This window comes from Micromonospora sp. ALFpr18c (assembly GCF_008868155.1).
GTDB lineage: Bacteria > Actinomycetota > Actinomycetes > Mycobacteriales > Micromonosporaceae > Micromonospora.
Genome location: NZ_WBKR01000005.1, coordinates 28,934 through 50,316, shown reverse-complemented (window position 1 = coordinate 50,316; position 21,383 = coordinate 28,934). Strand labels below are relative to the sequence as shown.

The following is a 21,383-nucleotide window of genomic DNA, read 5'->3' as shown; positions in this document are numbered from 1 at the left end:
ATGCGGCGTACGCGGGTGGTGCGTGCTGGTGCGTCGGTGGTGCAGACCGACCGGTTCCGGGTGTCCGATGGACGTCAGGAACCCGCCGGTGCGACTGGTTGTTGGCCGTAGACGTTCTGGTAGCGGTGGTAGAGGGCGTCGATGTCGGCCTGCGCCATCTCGACGGGCTGCCCGAGGGCACGGGCCAGGTGCGCGGTACGGGCCACGTCCTCGCACATGACCGCGGCCTTGACCGCGGCGCGGGCGTCCCGGCCGATGGTGAAGACACCGTGGTTACGCATCAGCACCGCGGGCGAGCGGTGCCCGGCGAGCGTGGCGACGATGCCCTTGCCGATGTCGTCGCCGCCGATCAGGGCGAACGGGCCGATCGGGATCTCCCCACCGAACTCGTCGGCCTGTGCCGTGAGGTGGCAGGGAATCGACTCCCCGCACGCCGCCCAGGCGGTGGCGTACGAGCTGTGCGTGTGGACGACGCCGCCGACCTCCGGCATGGCCCGGTAGACGTAGGCGTGGGCCGCGGTGTCGCTGGACGGGGCGAAGTCCCCCTCGACGAGGACGCCGTCGAGGTCGCACACCACCATGGTGGCCGCCGTGAGGTCGTCATAGCTGACACCGCTCGGCTTGATCACCATGAGGTCCTGGCCGGGAACCCGCGCGGAGACGTTGCCGGACGTCCAGGCGACCAGGCTGTAGCGGGTCAGCTCGGCGTGCAGGCGTGCCACGGTCTCGCGCAGCTCGCGGATCTGTCGGGTCACCTCGGTGTTCACGCGACGACCTCCAGCGCGGTCTCGTGCCTGGTGGCGGCGGTCTCGACCGCCGCGTTACGGATCGCCCGGAGACGGAGCATGACGTCGTTGCCGCCGCGTCCGAAGTGGTCGTGCAGCGTCCGGTACTCCGCGTACAGGGCGTCGTAGGCACGCGCCCGGTCGGGATCCGGCCGGTAGACGGCCTCGTGCACCCGACCCATCGCCTGCGACGCCTCGTGGATCGAGGGGTACTCGCCGGCGGCGACGGCCGCGTGGATCGCCGAGCCCAGCGCCGGCCCCTGCGCGGAGCCGATGATGTTCAGCGGCCGCCTGGTCACGTCGGCGTAGATCTGCATCAGCAGCGCGTTGTTGGTGAGGCCGCCGGCGATCACCAGGTCGTTCACGGGGACGCCGGCGTCGACGAACGCCTCGATGATCATCCGAGTGCCGTACGCGGTGGACTCCAGCAGCGCCCGGTAGATGTCCTGCGGCCGGGTGGCCAGGGTCATTCCGACGATCATTCCGCTGAGGTCGTGGTTGACCAGCAGGGAACGGTTGCCGTTCCACCAGTCCAGCGCGATCAGGCCGTGCGCGCCGACCGGTTGGTCGGCGGCCAGCTCGGTGAGGCGTTCGTGCGAGGCGACACCGGCCGGGGCCGCCTGCTCGACGAACCAGCCGAAGATGTCGCCGACGCCGCTCTGCCCGGCCTCGTAACCCCACGCGCCCGGGCTGATGCCGCCGTCGACAACCCCGCACATCCCGGCCACCTCGGCGAGATCGGTGCCGTTGACCACGTGACAGGTCGAGGTGCCCATGATGGCGACGAGTCGGCCGGGTTGAACGGCCTGCGCGGACGCGGCGGTGACGTGCGCGTCGACGTTGCCGACGGCCACCGCGATCCCCTCCGGCAGGCCGGTCCACGCGGCCGCCTGGGCGGTGAGCGCGCCGGCTCGGGCACCGAGAGGTAGCAACGGGCCGTCCAGCTTGGACACGAAGTCGCCGAAGTCCGGGTTGAGCGCCGTGAGGAAGCCCTCGGAGGGATAGTGGCCGTCCTGCAGGATGCCCTTGTAGCCGGCCGTGCAGACGTTACGGGTCTCGGCGCCGCAGAGCTGCCACACGATCCAGTCGGCCGCCTCGACGAAGCGCTCGGCCCGGTGGTAGACCTCCGGATCCTCCTCCAGCATCTGCAGGCCCTTGGCGTACTGCCACTCGGCGGAGATCTTGCCGCCGTACCGGCCGATCCACGGCTCGGCCCGCTCGTGGGCGAGCGCGTTGATCCGGTCGGCGTGCGGCTGCGCGGCGTGGTGCTTCCACAGCTTCACCCAGGCGTGCGGCCGGTCGCGCAGCTCGGCGGTCTCGCACAGCGGGGTGCCGTCGGCGAGTGTCGGCAGCACCGTGCAGGCGGTGAAGTCGATGCCGATGCCGACCACCGCGGCGGGGTCCACCCCCGCGGCGGACACCGCCGCCGGGACGGCGTACCGCAGCACGTCGCGGTAGTCCTCCGGGTTCTGCAGGGCCCAGTCCGGGGGTAGTTGTCGACCTCCCGGGAGCGCCGTGCTGATGACTGCGTCGCCGTACTCGTGCACCGCGGTCCCCAACTCGGCACCATCACCGACACGGACCACCAGAGCTCGTCCGGACAGGGTGCCGTAGTCGACACCGACGACGTAGCGGTCGCCAGCTCCGTCCACACGGTTCATGTTCACCTCCACCGTTAACGGGGATAGTGTTAACGCTCACATCCAGACTCGTCAAGACATCTGCCCGCAACAGCTACGTAACGGAACGCCAAAGCAGGACCGACTCGGGCGCGTTGATATCGGACCGGTGCAAAAGCCGCAATCCTCGGAGCCGAGCGCCGATCCGCCGACCGACAAGATCCCCACACGGCCGACGGCCGGCCCGAGACCTCCCGGCAGGCAGGGCGACAGATCCGGGCCTCCGGACGGCTGCGAGCCGACGCTCCACTCACGATCGATCGACGTCCAGCGGCGATGTCAGCGATAACATCGCCGGGCGGCACGGCCCCCTGATCAGATCGACGTCATGGCCCTCGGTCGCCGCCGGCCCCACGGTCGAGCGCCCCGGGCGACGATGCGCGCGGCACGCCGCTCGACGCGCACAGTGTGTTATCGATAACATTCGACGTTTCGAGTATCTCGGCGCCGTCTTCCGGGGGTGCGGCGACTCCACGTCGACGGACAGGGCGACAGCCCGGCCCACCGGGGCCGGGCTGTCGTCGGGTGGGATCGCCCGCGAGGGCGTGGCGCGGATCAGGCCCGGGAGCGGTTGTACTGGGCCTTGGCCCAGAGGAAGCAGGCCACGGTGATGACGGCGCACCAGGCGACCGCGAGGATCGCGTTGGAGCCGATCCCGGTGCCGAACAACAGGCCGCGAAGGGTCTCCATGACGGGTGTGAACGGCTGGTAGTCGGCGAACCACCGCACCGGCGTCGGCATGGAGTCGGTGGGGACGAACCCGCTGCCGAGGAACGGCAGGAGCACCAGCGGCATCGGCAGGTTGCTCGCCGTCTCGACACTGTCGCTCACCAGGCCGAGGGCGACGGCCAACCAGGTGACCGCGAGAGTGATCATGGCGAGGACGCCGAACACGGCGAGCCACTCGACCGGGTTGGCGGTGGGGCGGAACCCGACCAGCAGTGCCACGCCGGTGACGGCCGCGAGACTGAGCACCGTCTGGATCACACTGCCCAGCACGTGGGCGGTGAGGACCGAGGGCCGGAAGATCGCCATGGTACGGAAACGAGCGATGATCCCCTCGGTCATGTCCATGGCGACCGAGATGGCGGTGCCCTGCGCCGCGCTGACCACCGTGATGAGCAGGATACCGGGGGTGACGTAGTTGGCGTAGTCGGCGCGGTCACCGGTCGGCCCGAGGCCCGCGCCGAGCGTTCCACCGAAGACGTAGACGAACAGCAGCAGCAGGATGACCGGGAGACCGACGAGCATGAGCGTCAACGACGGGTACCGCCGCATGTGCAGGAGGTTGCGCCGCAGCATCGTGCTCGAGTCGCGGACGGCGAGGGTGAGGGTGCTCATCGCGCCATGGCCCTTTCGTGGTCGGGTTGGCCGGTCAGGGTGAGGAAGACGTCGTCGAGGTCGGGGGTGTGCACGGCGAGGCCGGCGACGCTGATCGAGGCACGGTCGAGCTGGTCGAGCAGGGATCGCAGCGACCCGACCCCACCGTCGCTCGGCACCTGGAGGGTGAGCGCCGCGTCGTCGCGGGTGGACGCGGTGAGGGCGCGCGCCGCGGCGTCGAGCCCCGCCTGGTCGGCGAACTGGAGCACGACGTGGCCGCCGGGGATGAGCCGCTTGAGCTCACGCGGGGTGCCCTCGGCGATGAGCCGGCCGTGGTCGAGGAACGCGACCCGATCGGCGAGCTGGTCGGCCTCCTCCAGGTACTGGGTCGTGAGCAGGATGGTGACACCGCCGGCGACGAGGTCGCGGATGATCTGCCACATGGCGCGGCGGCTGCGCGGGTCGAGGCCGGTGGTCGGCTCGTCGAGGAAGATGACGCGGGGTTCGCCGACCAGCGTCATCGCGAGGTCGAGCCGTCGACGCATGCCACCGGAGTACGTCGACACCGGCTTGCCCGCCACCTCCACGAGGTCGAACTGGGTGAGCAGGTCGTCGGTGCGCCGCCGTCCGGCCGCCCGGTCCAGGTGACACAGGTCGGCCATGAGGCGCAGATTCTCCCGCCCGGTGAGCAGGTTGTCGACGGCGGAGAACTGGCCGGTGACGCCGATCAGGGCGCGTACCGCGTCGGCCTCCCGGCTCAGGTCGTGAGCGGCGATGCGGGCCTCGCCGCCGTCGGCGTTGATCAGGGTGGACAGGATCCGCACGATGGTGGTCTTGCCGGCGCCGTTGGGGCCGAGCAGCGCGAATATCGTTCCCTCGGCGATCTCCAGGTCGATGCCGTCGAGCACCACCTTGTCGCCGTAGGACTTTCGCAGCCCGCTCGCGGTGATCGCGGGTCGTAGGGGTCGGGCCATGATTCCTCGATTCGTGGACGAGCGGAGGGACTGCGGATCAGGCGCGGCGGATCATGATGTCGCCGTAGGAGGTGTTCGCCCGGACCTCGACCGTCTCGTCGGTCTGCGCCGGGCTGTCGGTGGTCTCGAGCGCGTTGTGCACCCGGCCGTGCCGGGAGCTGACGTCGAGCCAGGCCGCGGTGCCGCGCCGGACGCCGACCTCGATCGCGCCGTACGAGGTCTGCAACTCGATCGACCCCCGCACGACCTGACCCAGCCGGACGTTGCCGTAGGCGGTGCGGGCGTTCACCGAGGTCATCGGTGCGTCGACGGTGATGTCGCCGTAGGCGGTGTTGATCCGCACGTCCCCGCCGCTCTGGCCGATCCAGCAGTCACCCGAGGAGTTCTTGATCTCGGCGGTGCCGTCGACGGCACCGATGCGCACCTTGCCGGAGGACGCCTTCACCCGGGCGGAACCGGCGACGCGTTCCACCGCGATCTCGCCGTGGCTGCTGTCGATGTCGAGCGGCCCGGTCTCGTCGAGCCGGATCCCACTGCCGGTCTTGATGCGGCACTCGCCGAGCCGGCCCTCGCAGCGGAACGCGGCCCACGACGCCTCGGCGTGCAGCCGTGACCCGCTGGGCACCTCGATCAGGACGTCGACCGACGGCCCGGCGCCGAAGCCGTAGCGACGCCAACTCTTCGGCACCCTGATCAGCAGTTTGCCGGCGGCGTACTCGACGGTCGTCTGCTCGGCAGCGCCGACGTCGGCCTTGCTCGACGGATCCCGGGGGCGCACCCGCACCACCGTGTCGGTGCGGTCGGTCGCGGCGATCCACGCGTCCCCGACGGGCATCTCGATCTGGACGGAAATCGGCTCTGGCGTGTCGAAAACAGGCATGGTGGTCTCCCGAAAGGTGGTCGGTGGACGTCGCCGCTGGTGGGCGGCGGGTGAAGGGAAAGGGGTACGGGTCAGCGCGCCCAGCCGGTGAAGTGCTGGCCGGACCGTGGCGGCTCCACCCGGCGGGGTGGTTGACGGTCCGGGCCGCCCGCTCCGACGGCGCCGGCGACGGCTCGCACCAGCCAGGCGTTGACGGACAGCCCGGCCCGGCTGGCCGCCTCGTCGACGCTGGCCTTCAGATGGTCGGGCAGGCGCAGGTTGATCCGGGACGTGCCGCCGTCGTCACCCTCGGGTGGGAGCAGCGGCGCCGGCATCGGGGCCGGCTCGCTGGCCTCCCCCGGCCCCTCCGTCGGCGGGTTGGCCGGCGTCACCACGAAGTCCGGCTCGCGTCCGCGCAGCCGGACGTGCACGGCGCCCGGAGCAAGCTCACGGGTGATCTCGTCGGCCGCGTCGGAGAGCGCCTCGAGCAGCGTGAGGCGGGTCGCCGCCTCCAACTGGGTGAAGAGCCTCTCGGCCAACTCCCGTGCCTCCGGGTCGACGCCCTCCGCCGCCACGGCGAACTCGTCACGCAGGTTCTCGACATACGACCTCAGCTCCATGGCACCATCATGGCACCACTTTGGCTCAGGGCGCAACAGGCTGGCTCAACCTGGTGCCACCGAGTGCCACCACCTGTCACCGAAGCCGGGCGGCGCCAGGAGGTCGCAGCTCGCCGAACGCGCGCCGGACCAGGCGGTTCGCGGTCTCCTGGGTCAACCCCGTGCCCACCATCAGGTCGCTGGCGGTCGTCCGGACCTGCGCGATCACGACGGCACCGGAGAACCCGACGCCCTCCCGGTACGCGTCACCGGCCGCGCAGACCGCCCGCAAGGCCTGCTCCCGCGCCCGGAGCGGCTCCTCCCCGGCGGCGAACTGCCGCTTGAGCAGCCGGACCGTCTCGGCCAACTCGGCGACCGCCCTCGGCATCGACTCCGGGACCTGCTCCCGGTCCTCGAGCAGCGTCACCGCCCGGCGGATCAACGTCCCGCTGTTCCGCATCGACCGGTCGATCGGCTCCGCCACGTGTGCGTACCGGCCCACCGGCCCGTGCCGGTGATGCCAGTTGACCGGTGACAGGGTGCTGGCCTCCCGAGCACCCTTCGTCGCCTCGATCAGAGCGTTCACCTCGTCGCTGTTCCGCCGCAGCTCGATCAGCGCGGCACGCGCACGGGCCACATCACCCTCGCGCAGGGCGTGCACGGTGGCGTCGAGCTGGGCGGCGAGCAGATCCAGCGCCGGCCGCGCCGCCCGGTTGAGCACCCGCAACGGGTTCAACGGCAGCAGCACGGCCGTCACCAGCAGCGCCACCGCCCCTCCGATGAGGGCGTCCACGAACCGGGGGAACTCCAGGTCACGCACCGACGGGCTGAGCGTGGCGATGAGCACCGCCGTGGCACCAGCCTGGATCACCACCGCCGCACTGCCCACGAGGAACAACGCCACCATGATGGCCAGCACGACCATCAGGCCGAGCTGCCACCATCCGGTGCCGATCACCAGGATCAGCAGGTCACCGATCAGCACCCCGACGGCGACACCGATGATCAGCTCGACGGTGCGGCGCAGCCGTTGACCGACCGACGCGGCGAGCGTCGACACCGCCGAGATCGGCGCGAACACCGGCTGCGAGATCTGCAGCAGCTGGTGCGCCACCAGCCAGGACAGCGCCGCGGCCAGTCCGGCCTGCACGGCGAGCCCGCCGATGGCACGCACCCGACGCGACCGGTCCCGCAGCGCCTCGACCGAGCGGTCACGGAGGCGGACGACGGTCGCCGACGGTCCCACACGCGCACTGGTGTCGTCCCGGCTCGGCGTGCCCCCGCCCGCGGCGGGCCGATCGGCAGCGACCATGGCGGCACCTACCCGGCCGTGACCAGATCAACCCCGCCGGGACCAGATCAATCCTGTCGGCGCGCGTCCCCGCCGGAGCGGCCGGGCGGCGCGGGACGTCGTCGCGCCGCGCTCAGCGCGTAACCACCGCCTTCTCGGCGTACGTCCAGAGCCGGTCGGCGGCGGCCGGGTCCAGCGCGTGGGCGGCCACACCGCCGGTGGCGTCGGGGCCGCCGGGCACGATCTCGGCCTCCTGGTTGTCGTTGAAGTACCGTCCGCTGACACCGTCGAGCAGGGGCGAGCCGGCCAGCAGCACGGTCGTCGACGCGCCCTGGGCCGGCGTCTTGTAGTAGTCCGCCTCGATGAGGTTGCCCGCCTCGTCCATGGCACCCATGGCCCGCATCGTGTCGTCGTCGATGTGGCGCTGGAGGTTGGTGAAGATGTAGCCGGGGTTGAGGGCGTTGGCGGCGATCCCGTCCTGCGCCCACCGACTGGTGATGCCGACCGCGAGCAGGGCCTCCGCGGTCTTCGACTGGCCGTAGGCCGACCACGGGTCGTACGCACGCCGCTCGAACTGCGGGTCGTCGAAGTCGAACGGCGCGGCCAGGTGGGCGCCGGAGCTGACCACCACGACCCGTCCGGCCCGCGCCTCCCGCAGGCTGTCGTGCAGCCCCAGGGCGAGCGCGAAGTGACCGAGGTAGTTGGTCGCGAGCTGGAGTTCCCAACCCTGCGCGGTGAGCTGGCGGGTGGGGATCGCCATGATCCCGGCGTTGGCGACCAGGGCGTCGAGCGGGCCCTGCCACCCGTCGACGAACGCGTCGACCGACTCCAGGTCGGAGAGGTCGAGCGCGGCCGACCGGACCACGCCACGGCCGGCGAACTCCGCGACGAGCGCCTCGGCGCGCCGGGGATCACGGGTGGCGACGGTGACCTCGGCGCCGGCACCGGCCAGGGCGCGCACCGTCTCGACGCCGATACCGGAGGCACCCCCGGTGACGATCATCCGGCGCCCACTCAGGTCAACCCCGCGCAGGATTTCGGCGGCGGTGGTGCGTGCGGTGAACGGGGTGGTGAGACGTTGGTTCGCTGTCATGTCAGCCAGGCTACGAACGAACCCGCTGGACCGCCTACAGTCTGAACTCCGTCATACTTTAGTAAGCGTCCAGGGGGTGTGGGGTGGATCCGCTTGAGGACGTGCTGGCTCTGCTCGGCGCGACGAGTCGCGTCTCCGCCGGCCTGGTCGCCGGCGGACGCTGGGCCGTCGCGTTCGAGCCGCCGGCCGGGGCCAAGTTCAACGCCGTCCGGCGCGGCCGATGCTTCCTGCGGGTCGACGGCGAACCCGACCCGATCCGCCTCGACGAGGGCGACTGTTTCCTGCTGACCCGGCCGGTGGCCTACACACTCTTCAGCGACGCCGACGTGCCGGTCGAGCCGGCGCACCCGATCTTCGCCACCGCCGTCGACGGCGTGGCGCAGGTCGGCGACGGGGACGACGTCTTCCTCGTCGGCGGCGCGTTCACCCTGGGCGACCGGGCCCGCAGCCTTCTGCTCGACAGCCTCCCGCCGGTCATCCACGTACCCGCCGACACCCCGGAGGCCGGTGCCGTCCGGTGGGCCCTCACCGAGATCGACGCCGAGTTGCAGCGGACACAGCTCGGGTCGAGGCTCGTCGCCGAGCATCTCGCGCTCGTCCTGCTCATCCGGGTCCTCCGGTTGCACCTGGCCCGCGACCCTGGGGCCACCACCGGCTGGCTGGCCGGCCTCGCCGACCCGGTGGTCGCCCCGGCGCTGCGGGCGCTGCACGCCCGGCCCGCACAACCGTGGACCGTGGACGACCTCGCCCGCGCCGCCACCGTCTCCCGGTCGACGTTGGCCGCCCGCTTCAAGCGGGTGGTCGGTGTCGGCCCACTGGAGTACCTCACGAACTGGCGGATCGAGTTGGCCGCCGACCGCATCCGGCGCGGATCCGACACGGTGGCCAGCATCGCCCAGGCCGTCGGCTACGGCTCGGAGAGCGCGCTCAGCGTCGCCTTCAAGCGCACCACCGGGGTCTCACCGCGCACCTACCGACAGTTGGTCCGCGCCGCCGCCCAGCCCGGCTAGTCGACCGTTGCGCCGGGCGGCGATTGGGGCCGCTCGGGTCGGTAGAACGCGGGGTCGGCGGGACCGGCCTCGGCGGGAGGAGCCGCCGGAGGCTGGCCGAGACGCGTCGGGGGGATGTCGGATGGATCAGCGCAGTTGAGCGGGCCGGCCGTCCCCGGTCCGGACGTGCCCGACGTCGTGGAGTTGCGGGTGCACGGGGTCTCCGGCGCGAGCCCCGACCAGGTACTCGACCTGCGGCAGATCGCGCAGGTCGCGGGCGACCGCAGCGGAGGCTTCTACCGGCAACGACCCCAGCGTACGGACACCAGCGCGGTGCACGGAGTGACGCTGGAGGCGTACCGCTGGGGCGACCTGCCGTCCGGGACCGTGGCTCGTACCGTGGCGTTGGTCTTCCTGCTGCCGTTCATGCTGGTCAACGTCGCGATCTGGATGCGTCCGGCGCACCCCGGCTCGGAGGCCATGGTCAGGTCCCTGTGCCGGGTGCTGGCGCTCACCCTCACCGCGCTGTACGTGCTCGCCATCGCCGGCGTCGCCCTGGATCTGCTCGGTTGGAAGTGCACCGGCTCGGCCCGCTGCATGACCGGACGCTCCTGGTTGTCCTGGTTGGGCGGGCAACCGGTGGGCGTGCGGCTGGCGGTGCTCGCGCTCGTCCCGGTCGCCGCCATCGGCCTGGTCTGGCGGTTCAGCAACCGACCGGGGAGGGCGTTCGACGCGTTTCGCGCCCCCGAGACGGAGGGCTCCGCGCATCCACTCGCCGCGGTCGGTCAGTGGGACGCCGAGCCGCTGGTCGGCCGGCTGCGCTCGATCCACGTCGCGGCCGCGTTCGCGACACTGGACCTCACCCTGCTCCTCGCCCGGGCCGACATCGGCGCCACAGCCACCACGATCGCGCTGACCGTGGTCACCGCCGTGGTCCTGGCCGCCTGCGTGGGCCTGCTCTGCACACCGCCGCTGATCGACCGGGGCGCCGCCGACCGCCGGCTCGACGCGATCACGTCCGCGCTGCGGAGCATCGCGGTCATCCTGACCGTCGTCGTGGTGGTCCACGTGCTGGCCAGCCCGCAACCGTGGAGCGAGCGCCGTGGCCTTCCCGGCTACGACGCGACCCTGGCCGGACTGTTCGTCGCCCAGACGACGCTGCTCGCCGCCCTCGGCGTGGTGTTGCTGTGGCGCCGCGACCGGCGGCGAGGCGTCACCCCGATGTTCGGGTTGGGCGCCCTCGTGATCGCGGCCACCGGGATCAGTCTGGCGGTGGCGTACGCCGCCGAGCTGGTCTACCGGGCGGCGGACTTCCTCGACCGGGACGCGCCGACCGGGCAGGGCATCGCCACCGGCCCGCCCCGCGCGTACACCTGGGCGATCTTCGGTTTTCTGCGCGCGGCGCTGCTCACGGTGATCGTCGCGGGCCTGATCGCCCTCATCTCCCGACGCGGCCGGCAGCACGCCGCGGCGGCCATCGTCGCGCACGACCATCCGCACCCGCCGGCGGAGGCCGGACCCCGACTTCGGCAGGTCCGCGACGCGATAGCCCGCGCCCGGTTCACCGAGAAGCTGGTGCCACTGGCCGTCGTCTACGGCTGCCTCGCCGGGCTGGGCACGGCCACCACCACCGTCGGCCTGCTCGGGCACTTTCCGAGCGACATCGTCGAGCGGTTCGCCGGTCTGCCGGCCGGCGCGGTCACCTTCGGCATCGCGTTCGGCAGTTGGGTGATCGCGGCGATCATCCTCGGCCTGGTCGTCGGCGGCGTCTTCGCCTACCGGAGCGTTCCGTTCCGCCGGCACGTCGGCGTGCTCTGGGACCTCGGCACCTTCTGGCCCCGGGCCGCCCACCCGTTCGCGCCCCCCTGCTATTCCGAACGCGCCGTGCCGGAACTGACCCGGCGCATCACGTACCTCGTCGGACGCGGCGACGCGGTGCTGCTCACCGGGCACAGCCACGGGTCGGTGCTGCTCGCCGCGACGGTGCTCCAGTTGCCACCGCACATCGGCGGCCGGGTCGCCCTGCTCACCCACGGGTCGCCGCTGCGACGGCTCTACGCGCGACTCTTCCCCGCCTACGTCAACGACGCCGCGCTGCGCGAGATCGGCCACCGCGTCGGCTGGCGCTGGGTGAACCTGTGGCGCGACACGGACCCGGTAGGCGGCTGGATCTTCTCCGGCCACCGGTCGTCGGCACCGGCCACCACGGGTGACCCGGCCACCTCGGTGGATCGCCGCCAGCGCGACCCGCGCGACGTGGTGACGCCACCCAGCGACAGCGTCCCGCCACCGATCGAGGGGCACTGGCCCGGCGAGTCCGACGAGCCGTTCACCGAGGCGGTGCGGGAGTTGGTGCGGCGCCTCGGCGGGCGGATCGACCCGCCGCCGTAACGGGCCGGGTCACCTCCCGCCGGCCGAGCGGGCACGCCAGTCGTCCAGCCGTGTACCGGCGATGCGGGCGCCGTCGCGGGGACGAGCGAGCGCTCCCCCAGCTTGGCACCGAAGTACCGGGCGTCGGCACCGGCGAGCGGATGCGCGGATGCGCGACAATCGACGAAGAACGGTGCCACCCGCCAACTCTGGAGGTCGACGTGGCCGCGGTCTCCCACCCGGTGTTCGCCCGGGTCTACGAGCGGCTCAGCGTCGCCATGGACCGCGCCGGGACGGCGGAGTTCCGACGGGACCTGGTCGCCGGGCTGTCCGGCGCCGGGTGATCGAGGTCGGTGCGGGCAACGGCCGAATGTTCTCCCACTATCCGCCGGCCGTGACCGAGGTTGTGGCGGTCGAACCGGAACCACGCCTGCGCGCCGCGGCCCTCCGGGCGGCACCGACGGCACCCGTACCGGTCACGGTCGTCGACGGCCTGGCCCAGGCCCTGCCCGCCCGGGACGCCGAGTTCGACGCGGCCGTGGTCGCGTTGGTGTTGTGCACCGTGCCCGATCAGGCGGCCGCGCTCGCCGAGGTCGGTCGGGTGCTGCGCCCCGGTGGTCAGCTGCGGTTCTTCGAGCACGTCGCCGCCGAGGAGCCCGACCGTCTGCGGCGGGTCCAGCGGCTGGTGGACGCGACGGTGTGGCCGAGCCTGTTCGCCGGCTGCCACACCAACCGTGACACCGTCGCCGCCATCAGGGCGCAGGAGTTCGTCATCGAGGATCTGCGTCGGTTCCGTTTCCCGGCCGGCAGCAACAGCCCGTCCTCACCCTGCGCACTCGGACGCGCGGTCCGACCCGTGCCGGTGCGCCCGCGCTGAAGACGACCGCCGGCGTCCACAACGGGCGGACGCGAGTGAGTTTCTCGACACCGTGCACTCCGGACACCATGAATGCCGTCGTCGGTCCTCTGTATTGTCCCGTTTTGATGGTATAAGACCCTCTGACGTGGTGTGGTGGTCAGCGCACTTACTTGCCATCTATGCCGCTCAACGCAGGATGCGGCTCCTGAGACGCCTCCTGCGAGTTGTACCCACGGAGGGTGTTCTGTGACAGCGAAAACCAGTCATCGCCTTCGGCGAAGGCTCCTACCCGCGCTCGCGGCGTCCGCGGCCGCCGCCATGGCAGCGAGCCTGTTACTGCTCAACTCGACCCCGGCCAGCGCGGCAGATGCGCCGGTGAACCTGGGGACGGCAGCCGACTTCTCCGTCCTCGCCGGGGCCGAACCGACCAACACCGGCCCGAGCTTCCTGGCGCAGAGCCTCGGGAGGTTCCCCGGAAACACCGCTTCGGGCTTCGGCACGGCGACCATCGGCGGCGAGGTTCACCTCGGTGACGCGGTCGCCCTTCAGGCTCAGAGCGACCTGACCATCGCCTTCAACGACGCCGCCGGCCGGACGCCGTTCACCAACATCCCGGCGGAACTCGGCGGCAACACCCTCAATCCGGGTGTCTACCGGATCGGGGCCGCACAGCTCACCGGGGCGTTGACACTCAACGGCCAGGGCGACCCGGCCGCCGTGTTCATCTTCCAGGTCGACTCCTCGTTGACGACGGCGTCGAACAGCAGCGTGGTCCTCATCAACGGCGCGTCGGCCTGCAATGTGTTCTGGAAGATCGGCAGCTCGGCGACGATCGGCACGGGCACGACCTTCGTCGGCACGATCATGGCTCAGGCCGCGATCACCATGGCCACCGGCGCGACGCTTCAGGGACGCGCGCTGGCGCGAACGGCCGCCGTCACCCTCGACACCAACGTCATCTCCGCGCCGACCTGCGCCGGACCGACCGGTCCCCCCGGGCCCACCGGTCCACCCGGACCGTCCGGTCCACCCGGCAGCCCCGGAGCACCCGGCAGCCCCGGAGCACCCGGCAGCCCCGGAGCACCCGGCAGCCCTGGAGCACCCGGAGCGCCCGGCAGCCCTGGAGCACCCGGCAGCCCTGGAGCACCCGGAGCGCCCGGCAGCCCCGGAGCACCCGGCAGCCCCGGAGCGCCTGGAGCGCCCGGAGCACCCGGAGCACCCGGAGCGCCCGGGAGCCCTGGAGCGCCCGGAGCACCCGGCAGCCCCGGAGCGCCCGGAGCACCCGGCAGCCCTGGAGCACCCGGCAGCCCCGGAGCGCTTGGAGCACCCGGCAGCCCCGGCGGGGAAGCTCCCATCCTGCCGGTGACCGGTGACGGCCGCCTGAAGGCCTTGACCGGCGCGGGAACGACCATGGTCGCCCTCGGCGGGCTCGCGTTCCTCCTCGCCCGGCGCCGACGCCAGGAGTCCTGACCACCGGCGGCCCGGCCGGTAACCCACCGGCCGGGCCGCCCAGGACCGTGTTCGCGTCCCGGCGTGTGCCCAGCCATAGATCGCGCCGATCTTGCACTTTCGGTTGTCAACATGGGTGGAATGCCCCTTGCGTCGGGACAGAAAGTGGACAATCGCGGTATGGGGAGGTCCGGGCGCGGGGGTCTTATGGGGGGTTACGTCGGGGCAGTGTGGTCATCCAGTCGTTGAGGGCTGCTGGTTTGCTGAACAGCAGCACCGGCGGCCCGGACGGGTCAGCCTGCCAGGCGCGCATCCGTCGTCGGGCCCGGCCGAACGCGGTGACGTGCCAGACCAGGATCGAGTCGGGGGACAGCACGCTGCCCAGCGACTCGCGGTTGCCGTTGCAGATCACCTCGCGCGTACGCAGACGGCGCATGGTGCGGCGCAGCAACTGCCAGAACGAGCGCCACCGCGGATAGTCGAGGCCGATCACCAGGTCGGCGTGGGCCAGGGGCACGTCCCGCCACCCGTGGTACGCCCCGTCGATGATCCAGCGGTCCCGTCGGCAGACCTCCTCGATCCGGCTGCGCTGCTGCGCGACCGGCACCTCGATCCAGCCCGGCTGCCACAGCAGGTCGTCCACCGGATACCAGGGCACCGCGAGGTGTTCGGCCAGGCGTGCCGCGAGGGTGGACTTGCCGGTGCCGTACACCCCGTAGACCAGGATGCGTCGGGGTGCGCTCACCGCGGCAGCGTACGTGGCGAGGGAAACCCGGTTGCCGCGCGCGGCGGGCTCCGCGAGAGTGCCAGCCATGACGTACTGACGGACCACCCCTCGCTCCACGCCCCGGTGACGTTTCCCCGGGGCCGTGCCGTCGTCCGTCCGTTCTCGCCCCGAAAAGTGAGCATCCTTGTCTCAGGACCACTCCTCCACGCCCGCCACCGTCACCGTGTTCGCCTCGCCGGAGAGCTGGATCGAGTCCGCAGCGCTCGCGCGGTGTCAGCAGGTGGCCGCCCTCGACGGCATGCTCCACGTTGCCGCGATGCCGGATCTGCACCCCGGCAAGGGCGCTCCCATCGGCGCGGCCATGACGTCGAGCGTGCTGTACCCACACCTGGTGGGCTCCGACATCGGCTGCGGCATCGCCGTGTTCCCCATCGGACTCAAGCGTGCCGTACCCGAACGGCTCGCCACGCGATTCCCCGACCTCGACCGTGCGCTGGACCCGCAGCGGGACGCCGACGACCCGGCCTGGGCGGTCGTGCAGGGCAGTGTTCCGGCGGGTCACCTGGATGGGCTGGGTACGGTCGGCCGGGGCAACCACTTCGTCGAGCTGGCGCGTGTCGACACGGTGCTCGACTCGGCTCACGCGAGCCGGCTCGGGCTGGAGGCCGGGGCGCTCCTGCTCATCGTCCACAGCGGTTCGCGTGGGCTGGGCGAGCGGATCCTGCGGACGCACACCGAGGTCCACGGCGCGGGCCCGGCGGTCGACACCGACGCCTACCTGGCGCTGCACGACGCCGCGGTGCGCTGGGGATCGCTCAACCGCCGGGTGCTCGCGGCCCGGGTTGCGCACGCGTTGGGAGCCGAGCCGACCGAGCCGATCGTCGACCAGTGCCACAACCTCGTCGAGGTCCGCGACGGGATCTACCTGCACCGTAAGGGAGCGGCGCCGGGCGACGGCCGGGACGTGCTGATCGCCGGCACCCGGGGCACCGCCTCCTATCTCGTGGCCGCCCACGCCGGGGCGGAGGCCAACCATTCGGTGGCGCACGGCGCGGGCCGCAAGATGTCGCGCGCCGACGCGCTGCGCCGGGGCCGGGCCAAGCACACGGTCGAGGAGCTGCGTCGTACGCCGGTGGGCTCGCTGGTGGTGTGCGGCGACCGGCAGTTGCTCTTCGAGGAGGCGCCGACGGCGTACAAGCGCATCGAGCGGGTGATCGCCGATCTCGTCGCGCACGACCTGGCCACTCCGGTGCTCAGCACGACGCCCCTGGTGACCTACAAGACGCCCGACCTGGGGTCCGTGCCCCGGCCCGAGCGGCGGGACCGGCGGCGCGGGCGGGGCCGGTCGTGAGCACGTACCTGTTGCTGTCCGCCGGTCGTGGGCCGCAGGAGTGCGCGTGGGCGGTGGCCCGGCTGCTGCACCGTCTGCGTACCGACGCCGACCGTCAGGGGTTGACGGTTCAGCAGGTCGAGGCCGTGCCGGGTGAGCGGCCCGGCACCTACCGGTCGGTGCTGATCCGGATCTCCGGCGCGCACGCCGAGGCGTTCGCCGCCTCGTGGACCGGCACCCTGTGCTGGCAGGCGCCCAGCCCGTACCGGGCGAGCACCGGCCGGAAGAACTGGTACGTCACCGCCCGGGCACCCGAGAGCGACGCCCCGCCCACGCCGTTCGCGGAGGCGGACGTCGACATCGTGGCCTGCCGTACCGGTGGGCCCGGCGGTCAGCACCGGAACAAGGCCAGCACCGCGGTACGGGCGACCCACCGACCGTCGGGCATCGTCGTGGTGGTGGACGAGGAGCGGCAGTTCAGCCTCAACCGTCGCATCGCGTTGCGCCTTCTGCGCCAGCGCGTCGAGGACGGCGACGAGGCGGCCCGGCGCGCTGTCGTCACCGCCCGCTGGCGCGTCCACGACGAACTGGTCCGGGGCGACCCCGTGCGCGTCGAACGGCCGACGGCTCCGCGCTGAGGTCAGACGTCGAGCACCGCCTCGGCGAACGCCTGGGGCGCCTCCTGCGGAAGGTTGTGCCCGACCCCGCCGCCGACGGTCCGGTGCTCGTACTGCCCGGCGAACTGTTTGCCGTAGACGCCGGGGTCCAGGTGCGGCGCGCCGTTGGCGTCGCCTTCCAGGGAGATGCTGGGCACCGTGATCTTCGGCTTGGCCGCCAGACGCTTCTCCCATTCGTCGTACTGCGGCTCGCCGTCGGCGAGGGCCGGCCGCCACCGGTAGTTGTGGATCACGATGTCGACGTGGTCGGGATTGTCGAAGGCCGCCGCGCTGCGTTCGAACGTCGCGTCGTCGAAGGTCCACTTCGGTGAGGCGGTGTGCCAGATCAGTCTGGCGAAGTCGCGCCGGTTCGTGTCGTAGCCCTTCCGGCCGCGCTCGGTGGCGAAGTAGTACTGGTACCACCAGGAGAGTTCGGCCTTCGGCGGCAGCGGCACCGTGCCCGACTTCTGCCCGTCGATCAGGTAGCCGCTCACCGAGACCAGACCCCGGCAGCGCTCGGGCCACAGCGCGGCCACCACGTCGGCCGTGCGCGCACCCCAGTCGAAGCCGGCGAGTTTCGCGGTATCGATGCTCAGGGCGTCCATGAGGGCGATCAGGTCGAGGCCCATGGCCGCCGGCTCGCCGTTTCGCATCGTGTCGGCGGAGCGGAACCGTGTCGTGCCGTAGCCGCGCAGGTACGGCACGACCACCCGGTGGCCGGCATCCACCAGCAGGGGTACGACATCGACGAAGCTGTGGATGTCGTACGGCCAGCCGTGCAGGAGGATCACGGCGGGGCCGTCGGACGGCCCGGCCTCCACGTATCCGACGGTCAGGACGCCGGCGTCGACCTGCTTCACCTCGTCGAACAGTGCCATCCCCGCAGTCCCCTTCCGGCGCTCTTCCCGGTGTCTGCCTGCGATTTCGCGGCCCTCGACAAGCCCAGATCGTAGGGGCGTCCGGACGAGCGTGTCGGGCGATCCGACAAGGAGAGGCCGTGTGGGGGCATCTCCGCCGATTCCCCGTTCTGGGCCGGCCTGCCCGATCAGCAACGCAGCCCGCTCGCGTCCTGTCTGTTCTGGTTCCTCGGCACGCCGCTGCTGTTCGCCGCCATCGGCGTCTGGTATCACCGGCGGTCGCTCACACTGGGCCTGCGGGTGGCCTGGCGGCCATTCGTCGGCACCGGCCTCGGCGTTCTCCTCCTCCTGGCCGTGCTCGCGGCCGTGCCCCGACAGGAACAGCGGCTGGCCGACACCCTGGTCACGAATCCCGACTACTTCTGGCTGGCAGGCCTGCTGACGCCGCTGCTGCCGATCGCGGCGGCGGTGGTGGCCCTCGGCTGGGTCGAGCGCAGCACAGGTCTGCTGGTCGCCGGTGGATGGATAGCGGCCCTCACGGTCTGGCTCTGCGGGTGGTTCCCGATGGGCCGCCTGCCCGGCTGGGCCATCGACGTCCTCGCGGGTGACCTCGCCGCAGCGCTGGACGGGTCGTACTCGTTCGGCGGCCAGCTCGACTGGCGGCCGGGCTTCTGGCTCATCCTGATGGCCCTGCCACTGATCGCCTTCGCGGCGGTGCGTGGTTGGCAGAGCTGGCGGACCGCCCACCATGGCTGACGCCCCGTCACCACCGCCTCATCCGGCGCTCGCGCTGAACGACACCGTGCACCAGCGCGTACGGCTGGCAATCCTGACCATGCTCAGCGAGGCGCGGGAGTGCCGGTTCTCCACCCTGCGCGACGAGCTGAGCCTGACCGACGGCAACCTCAACAGGCATCTGCGGATCCTGGAGCAGGCGAACCTGCTCCAGGTGATCAAGGGGTACGAGGGCCGCCGGCCCGCCACCTGGTTGCGACTGACGCGGGAGGGCCGGGTGGCGCTGCACGCCGAGATCACGGCCCTGGAGCAGCTGGTCGACCGGTTGCGCGGCGCTAACGGGCCGCACCTCGACAGCGACCCGGACGACACCTGACCGCCCCGGTGGTGCTGGCGGCCACCGACCCCCGACCGATCCTCGTAGGCTGACGGCATGGCTGAACAATCCCTGACCCTGATGGCGGTGCACGCCCACCCCGACGACGAGGCGACGAGCACCGGCGGCGTCCTGGCCCGCTACGCGGCGGAGGGGGTCACGACGGTGCTCGTGACCTGCACCGACGGGCGGTGTGGTGACGGCCCGGGCGGTGTGAAGCCCGGCGATCCGGGCCACGATCCGGCCGCCGTCGTGACGATGCGCCAGGCCGAGCTGGAGGCCAGCTGCGCGGCGTTGAAGGTCACGCACCTGGAGACGCTCGGGTACGCCGATTCCGGGATGATGGGTTGGCCGACCAACGACCTGCCCGGCTCGTTCTGGACCACACCGGTGGACGAGGCGGCGGACCGGTTGGCGGAGCTGATCCGGCAGTACCGTCCGGACGTCGTCGTCACCTACGACGAGAACGGCTTCTACGGCCACCCGGACCACATTCAGGCCCACCGGATCACGATGGCCGCCGTCGCGAAGACCGACGTCCCCGCCAAGGTGTACTGGACCACCGTGCCGCGTACGGCGTTCGCGGAGTTCGGCAAGATCATGCAGGAGCTGGGCGTCGAGTGGGCCGAGCCGGACGAGCCGCAGCCGCAGCTCGGTCTGCCCGACGACGAGATCAGCACCTGGGTGGACACACGTGCGTACGGCGCGCAGAAGTTCGAGGCGTTGGCGACGCATGCCAGCCAGACCGAGAACATCTTCTTCCTCCAGCTGGGCCAGGAGCGGTTCACCGAGCTGATGGGCATGGAGACGTTCGTACGGGTCCGGGACACCACCGGCGCACCGGTGCCCGAGGACGATCTCTTCGCCGGCCTCCGCTGACGTCGCGCGGGAGTCGTGGCGGGGGCGTAAGCCCTGTCGTCACGCCCGATCGGGTGACATGATCCTGCCGTGCGTATCCATCGTCGTTCGATGCTCGGCCTCGGGCTGTCCGCCGCCGCCGCAGCGCTCACCGGCTGCCAGGCGAAGTCCCCGGCGGGGCAGGCCGGGTCGTGGCAGGCCCCGTCGACGGACACGGCCGGCCAGGGTGGAGCCGTGCGCGCCGTCCCGCTGGGTCGCACGGTGGGAACGGTCAGCCAGCGACTGACCGGCCTCCTCACCGTCCACCTGCAACCCACCAGCCAGAATCCCTCGCACCCGGCGTACGCGGGCGCGGTGGCGCTGGAGCTCACCGGCGGGCAGACGAGCGCGCAGGCGACCGTCGGTGAGGCACTGCGCTTCGATGCGGGGCCGGTGCTCCTGCCGGCCGCGCAGCGGGTCCCGATGCGCCCCGACTCGATCTTCGACCTGGCGTCGATCACGAAGGTCTACACGTCGATCCTCGTGCTGCAGCAGGTGGAGAAGGGTCGCCTCGACCTGAACGCGCCGGTGGTGAGCTATCTGCCCGAGTTCACCGGCACCGGCAAGTCGGCCGTCACCGTGGCGATGCTCCTGACGCACACGAGCGGTCTGCCGGTGGGCGCCAGCGGCACCAGCTCCGGCAGTCTCGCCGCGAGGTGGAAGGCGGTGCTGGCCACCCCGCTGGTCAGTGGCGCCGTGCCCGGCCGGGTGTACCGCTACTCCAGCGTCGGCCTGATGGTCGCCGGCAAGCTTGTCGAGAAGGTCACCGGCCAGACCCTCGACCAGGCGCTGAAGTCCAACCTGGCCGACCCGCTCGGCCTGCGGTGGACCGGCTTCACGCCGAACACCTGGATCAGCAGCGCCGAACGAGCCGCCCGGATGGTGGCCACCGACGCCCGCTCGTCGCGCGGGCTGCTGCGCGGGATCGTGCACGACGACGTCGCCAACCACCTCGGTGGCGTCGCCGGGCACGCCGGCGTCTTCAGCACCGCCCAGGAGGTCGCCGTCATCGGTCAGCTCCTGCTCGACGGCGGCGTCTACGGCGGGCAGCGGATCCTCGCCGAGAGCACCGTGCGGCGGATGCTGACCAACGCCAACGTCGGCCTGCCCGCCGTCGACCCCGAGCGACCGGGTCGCAGCAGCGACCACGGTCTCGGCGTGGTGCTCAACCAGCCCTGGTTCATGGGCCGGCTCAGTCGTCCGACCACCTTCGGGCACACCGGCTTCACCGGCACCTCGCTGCTCGTCGACCCGGCCCGCAGACGCGTGCTCGTCCTGCTCACCAACCGGGCGCACCCCAACTGGAGCTGGGCGAACCCGGACCCGGTCCGTGTCGCCGTGGCCAATGAGCTGGCCCGCTGGGATGACCTGACCGGTCCGCGCACGCGGCCACCGGCCCGACCCGGGGCGGCTACGCCTCCGCCGCCGCCCCGCCGTTAGCCGCCCGGCGGCAAATCGCGACATCAGCACGCAACCGGCCGGACACATTGACGGGGATCTCGGCGTTCGATTACCGTGCCCGATGAGAGAGCGCTCTC

At 71.8% G+C, this 21,383-nt stretch carries 20 protein-coding genes; 10 read left to right on the top strand and 10 right to left on the bottom strand.

Going from position 1 to position 21,383, the window contains the following annotated elements; translation table 11 throughout:
• Positions 1 to 74: 74 nt before the first annotated feature.
• The 8 genes from F8271_RS02335 to F8271_RS02300 form a co-directional block, all read right to left on the bottom strand.
• On the bottom strand, positions 75 to 767 hold the full coding sequence (locus F8271_RS02335) for an L-ribulose-5-phosphate 4-epimerase (RefSeq protein ID WP_192580110.1): 693 nt from the start codon (positions 765 to 767) through the stop codon (positions 75 to 77).
• Positions 764 to 2,446: a ribulokinase gene (araB, locus tag F8271_RS02330; RefSeq protein ID WP_151487933.1), complete on the bottom strand. Its 1,683-nt coding sequence runs from the start codon at positions 2,444 to 2,446 to the stop codon at positions 764 to 766. The genes F8271_RS02335 and araB overlap by 4 nt, the downstream gene beginning before the upstream one ends.
• A 573-nt stretch (positions 2,447 to 3,019) precedes the next feature.
• Complete coding sequence (locus F8271_RS02325; protein ID WP_151487932.1) at positions 3,020 to 3,805, bottom strand: ABC transporter permease; 786 nt, start codon at positions 3,803 to 3,805, stop codon at positions 3,020 to 3,022.
• Complete coding sequence (locus tag F8271_RS02320; RefSeq protein WP_151487931.1) at positions 3,802 to 4,758, bottom strand: ATP-binding cassette domain-containing protein; 957 nt, start codon at positions 4,756 to 4,758, stop codon at positions 3,802 to 3,804. The genes F8271_RS02325 and F8271_RS02320 overlap by 4 nt, the downstream gene beginning before the upstream one ends.
• 37 nt (positions 4,759 to 4,795) lie before the next feature.
• Entirely contained in the window at positions 4,796 to 5,638 is an 843-nt protein-coding gene (locus tag F8271_RS02315) for a DUF4097 family beta strand repeat-containing protein (RefSeq protein WP_151487930.1), read from the bottom strand.
• A 71-nt stretch (positions 5,639 to 5,709) separates the two neighbouring features.
• The gene (locus F8271_RS02310; protein ID WP_151487929.1) at positions 5,710 to 6,237 is read right to left on the bottom strand and encodes a hypothetical protein; all 528 of its coding nucleotides are present in this window, start codon (positions 6,235 to 6,237) and stop codon (positions 5,710 to 5,712) included.
• A 76-nt stretch (positions 6,238 to 6,313) separates the two neighbouring features.
• Positions 6,314 to 7,528 carry an aromatic acid exporter family protein gene (locus F8271_RS02305; protein WP_151487928.1) on the bottom strand — a complete coding sequence of 405 codons (1,215 nt, stop codon included), beginning with the start codon at positions 7,526 to 7,528 and terminating at the stop codon, positions 6,314 to 6,316.
• 112 nt (positions 7,529 to 7,640) lie between these two features.
• Positions 7,641 to 8,600 (bottom strand): SDR family NAD(P)-dependent oxidoreductase, encoded by a 960-nt coding sequence (locus tag F8271_RS02300; protein WP_151487927.1) that lies wholly within the window; start codon positions 8,598 to 8,600, stop codon positions 7,641 to 7,643.
• 83 nt (positions 8,601 to 8,683) lie between these two features.
• Here F8271_RS02300 and F8271_RS02295 point away from each other — a divergent pair, with 83 nt between their 5' ends.
• The 4 genes from F8271_RS02295 (at position 8,684) to F8271_RS32130 (ending at position 14,288) form a co-directional block, all read left to right on the top strand.
• Positions 8,684 to 9,610 (top strand): AraC family transcriptional regulator, encoded by a 927-nt coding sequence (locus tag F8271_RS02295; protein ID WP_151487926.1) that lies wholly within the window; start codon positions 8,684 to 8,686, stop codon positions 9,608 to 9,610.
• 135 nt (positions 9,611 to 9,745) lie between these two features.
• Positions 9,746 to 11,980, top strand: coding sequence for a hypothetical protein (locus tag F8271_RS02290; RefSeq protein WP_225854118.1), 2,235 nt, complete (start codon positions 9,746 to 9,748; stop codon positions 11,978 to 11,980).
• 61 nt (positions 11,981 to 12,041) lie between these two features.
• Positions 12,042 to 12,836 (top strand): class I SAM-dependent methyltransferase, encoded by a 795-nt coding sequence (locus tag F8271_RS02285; protein WP_225854117.1) that lies wholly within the window; start codon positions 12,042 to 12,044, stop codon positions 12,834 to 12,836.
• Positions 12,837 to 13,136: 300 nt separating this feature from the next.
• Positions 13,137 to 14,288, top strand: coding sequence for an ice-binding family protein (locus F8271_RS32130; protein ID WP_192580109.1), 1,152 nt, complete (start codon positions 13,137 to 13,139; stop codon positions 14,286 to 14,288).
• A 184-nt stretch (positions 14,289 to 14,472) separates the two neighbouring features.
• On the opposite strand, the gene F8271_RS02270 is transcribed toward F8271_RS32130, so the two are convergent.
• On the bottom strand, positions 14,473 to 15,012 hold the full coding sequence (locus F8271_RS02270; RefSeq protein WP_151487924.1) for an adenylate kinase: 540 nt from the start codon (positions 15,010 to 15,012) through the stop codon (positions 14,473 to 14,475).
• Between the two features lie 166 nt (positions 15,013 to 15,178).
• Here F8271_RS02270 and F8271_RS02265 point away from each other — a divergent pair, with 166 nt between their 5' ends.
• A complete protein-coding gene (locus F8271_RS02265; RefSeq protein WP_151487923.1) occupies positions 15,179 to 16,345 on the top strand; it encodes an RNA ligase RtcB family protein in 1,167 nt (388 codons plus the stop codon).
• Positions 16,342 to 16,962, top strand: a complete 621-nt coding sequence (gene prfH / locus F8271_RS02260; protein ID WP_151487922.1) for a peptide chain release factor H — start codon at positions 16,342 to 16,344, stop codon at positions 16,960 to 16,962. The genes F8271_RS02265 and prfH overlap by 4 nt, the downstream gene beginning before the upstream one ends.
• A 2-nt stretch (positions 16,963 to 16,964) precedes the next feature.
• Here the strand turns inward: prfH and F8271_RS02255 are convergent, their stop codons facing one another.
• Positions 16,965 to 17,858, bottom strand: a complete 894-nt coding sequence (locus tag F8271_RS02255; protein WP_151487921.1) for an alpha/beta fold hydrolase — start codon at positions 17,856 to 17,858, stop codon at positions 16,965 to 16,967.
• Positions 17,859 to 18,137: 279 nt separating this feature from the next.
• Here F8271_RS02255 and F8271_RS02250 point away from each other — a divergent pair, with 279 nt between their 5' ends.
• The 4 genes from F8271_RS02250 to F8271_RS02235 all read left to right on the top strand — a co-directional run bounded on the left by F8271_RS02250 (position 18,138) and on the right by F8271_RS02235 (position 21,285).
• A complete protein-coding gene (locus F8271_RS02250) occupies positions 18,138 to 18,593 on the top strand; it encodes a hypothetical protein (protein ID WP_151487920.1) in 456 nt (151 codons plus the stop codon).
• Positions 18,586 to 18,948, top strand: a complete 363-nt coding sequence (locus tag F8271_RS02245) for a transcriptional regulator (protein WP_151487919.1) — start codon at positions 18,586 to 18,588, stop codon at positions 18,946 to 18,948. The genes F8271_RS02250 and F8271_RS02245 overlap by 8 nt, the downstream gene beginning before the upstream one ends.
• Before the next feature lie 57 nt (positions 18,949 to 19,005).
• Positions 19,006 to 19,827 (top strand): PIG-L family deacetylase, encoded by an 822-nt coding sequence (locus F8271_RS02240; protein WP_151487918.1) that lies wholly within the window; start codon positions 19,006 to 19,008, stop codon positions 19,825 to 19,827.
• A 69-nt stretch (positions 19,828 to 19,896) separates the two neighbouring features.
• Complete coding sequence (locus tag F8271_RS02235) at positions 19,897 to 21,285, top strand: serine hydrolase (RefSeq protein WP_225854116.1); 1,389 nt, start codon at positions 19,897 to 19,899, stop codon at positions 21,283 to 21,285.
• Positions 21,286 to 21,383 lie beyond the last annotated feature (98 nt).

Excerpts from the sequence above, each read along its gene's own strand:
- F8271_RS02320 (WP_151487931.1), bottom strand. The coding sequence starts at position 4,758 with ATGGCCCGACCCCTACGACCCGCGATCACCGCGAGCGGGCTGCGAAAG.
- araB (WP_151487933.1), bottom strand. The coding sequence starts at position 2,446 with ATGAACCGTGTGGACGGAGCTGGCGACCGCTACGTCGTCGGTGTCGAC.
- F8271_RS02315 (WP_151487930.1), bottom strand. The coding sequence starts at position 5,638 with ATGCCTGTTTTCGACACGCCAGAGCCGATTTCCGTCCAGATCGAGATG.
- F8271_RS02305 (WP_151487928.1), bottom strand. The coding sequence starts at position 7,528 with ATGGTCGCTGCCGATCGGCCCGCCGCGGGCGGGGGCACGCCGAGCCGG.
- F8271_RS32130 (WP_192580109.1), top strand. The coding sequence starts at position 13,137 with ATGGCAGCGAGCCTGTTACTGCTCAACTCGACCCCGGCCAGCGCGGCA.
- F8271_RS02255 (WP_151487921.1), bottom strand. The coding sequence starts at position 17,858 with ATGGCACTGTTCGACGAGGTGAAGCAGGTCGACGCCGGCGTCCTGACC.
- F8271_RS02245 (WP_151487919.1), top strand. The coding sequence starts at position 18,586 with ATGGCTGACGCCCCGTCACCACCGCCTCATCCGGCGCTCGCGCTGAAC.
- F8271_RS02300 (WP_151487927.1), bottom strand. The coding sequence starts at position 8,600 with ATGACAGCGAACCAACGTCTCACCACCCCGTTCACCGCACGCACCACC.
- F8271_RS02310 (WP_151487929.1), bottom strand. The coding sequence starts at position 6,237 with ATGGAGCTGAGGTCGTATGTCGAGAACCTGCGTGACGAGTTCGCCGTG.
- F8271_RS02240 (WP_151487918.1), top strand. The coding sequence starts at position 19,006 with ATGGCTGAACAATCCCTGACCCTGATGGCGGTGCACGCCCACCCCGAC.
- F8271_RS02325 (WP_151487932.1), bottom strand. The coding sequence starts at position 3,805 with ATGAGCACCCTCACCCTCGCCGTCCGCGACTCGAGCACGATGCTGCGG.
- F8271_RS02285 (WP_225854117.1), top strand. The coding sequence starts at position 12,042 with ATGCGGGCGCCGTCGCGGGGACGAGCGAGCGCTCCCCCAGCTTGGCAC.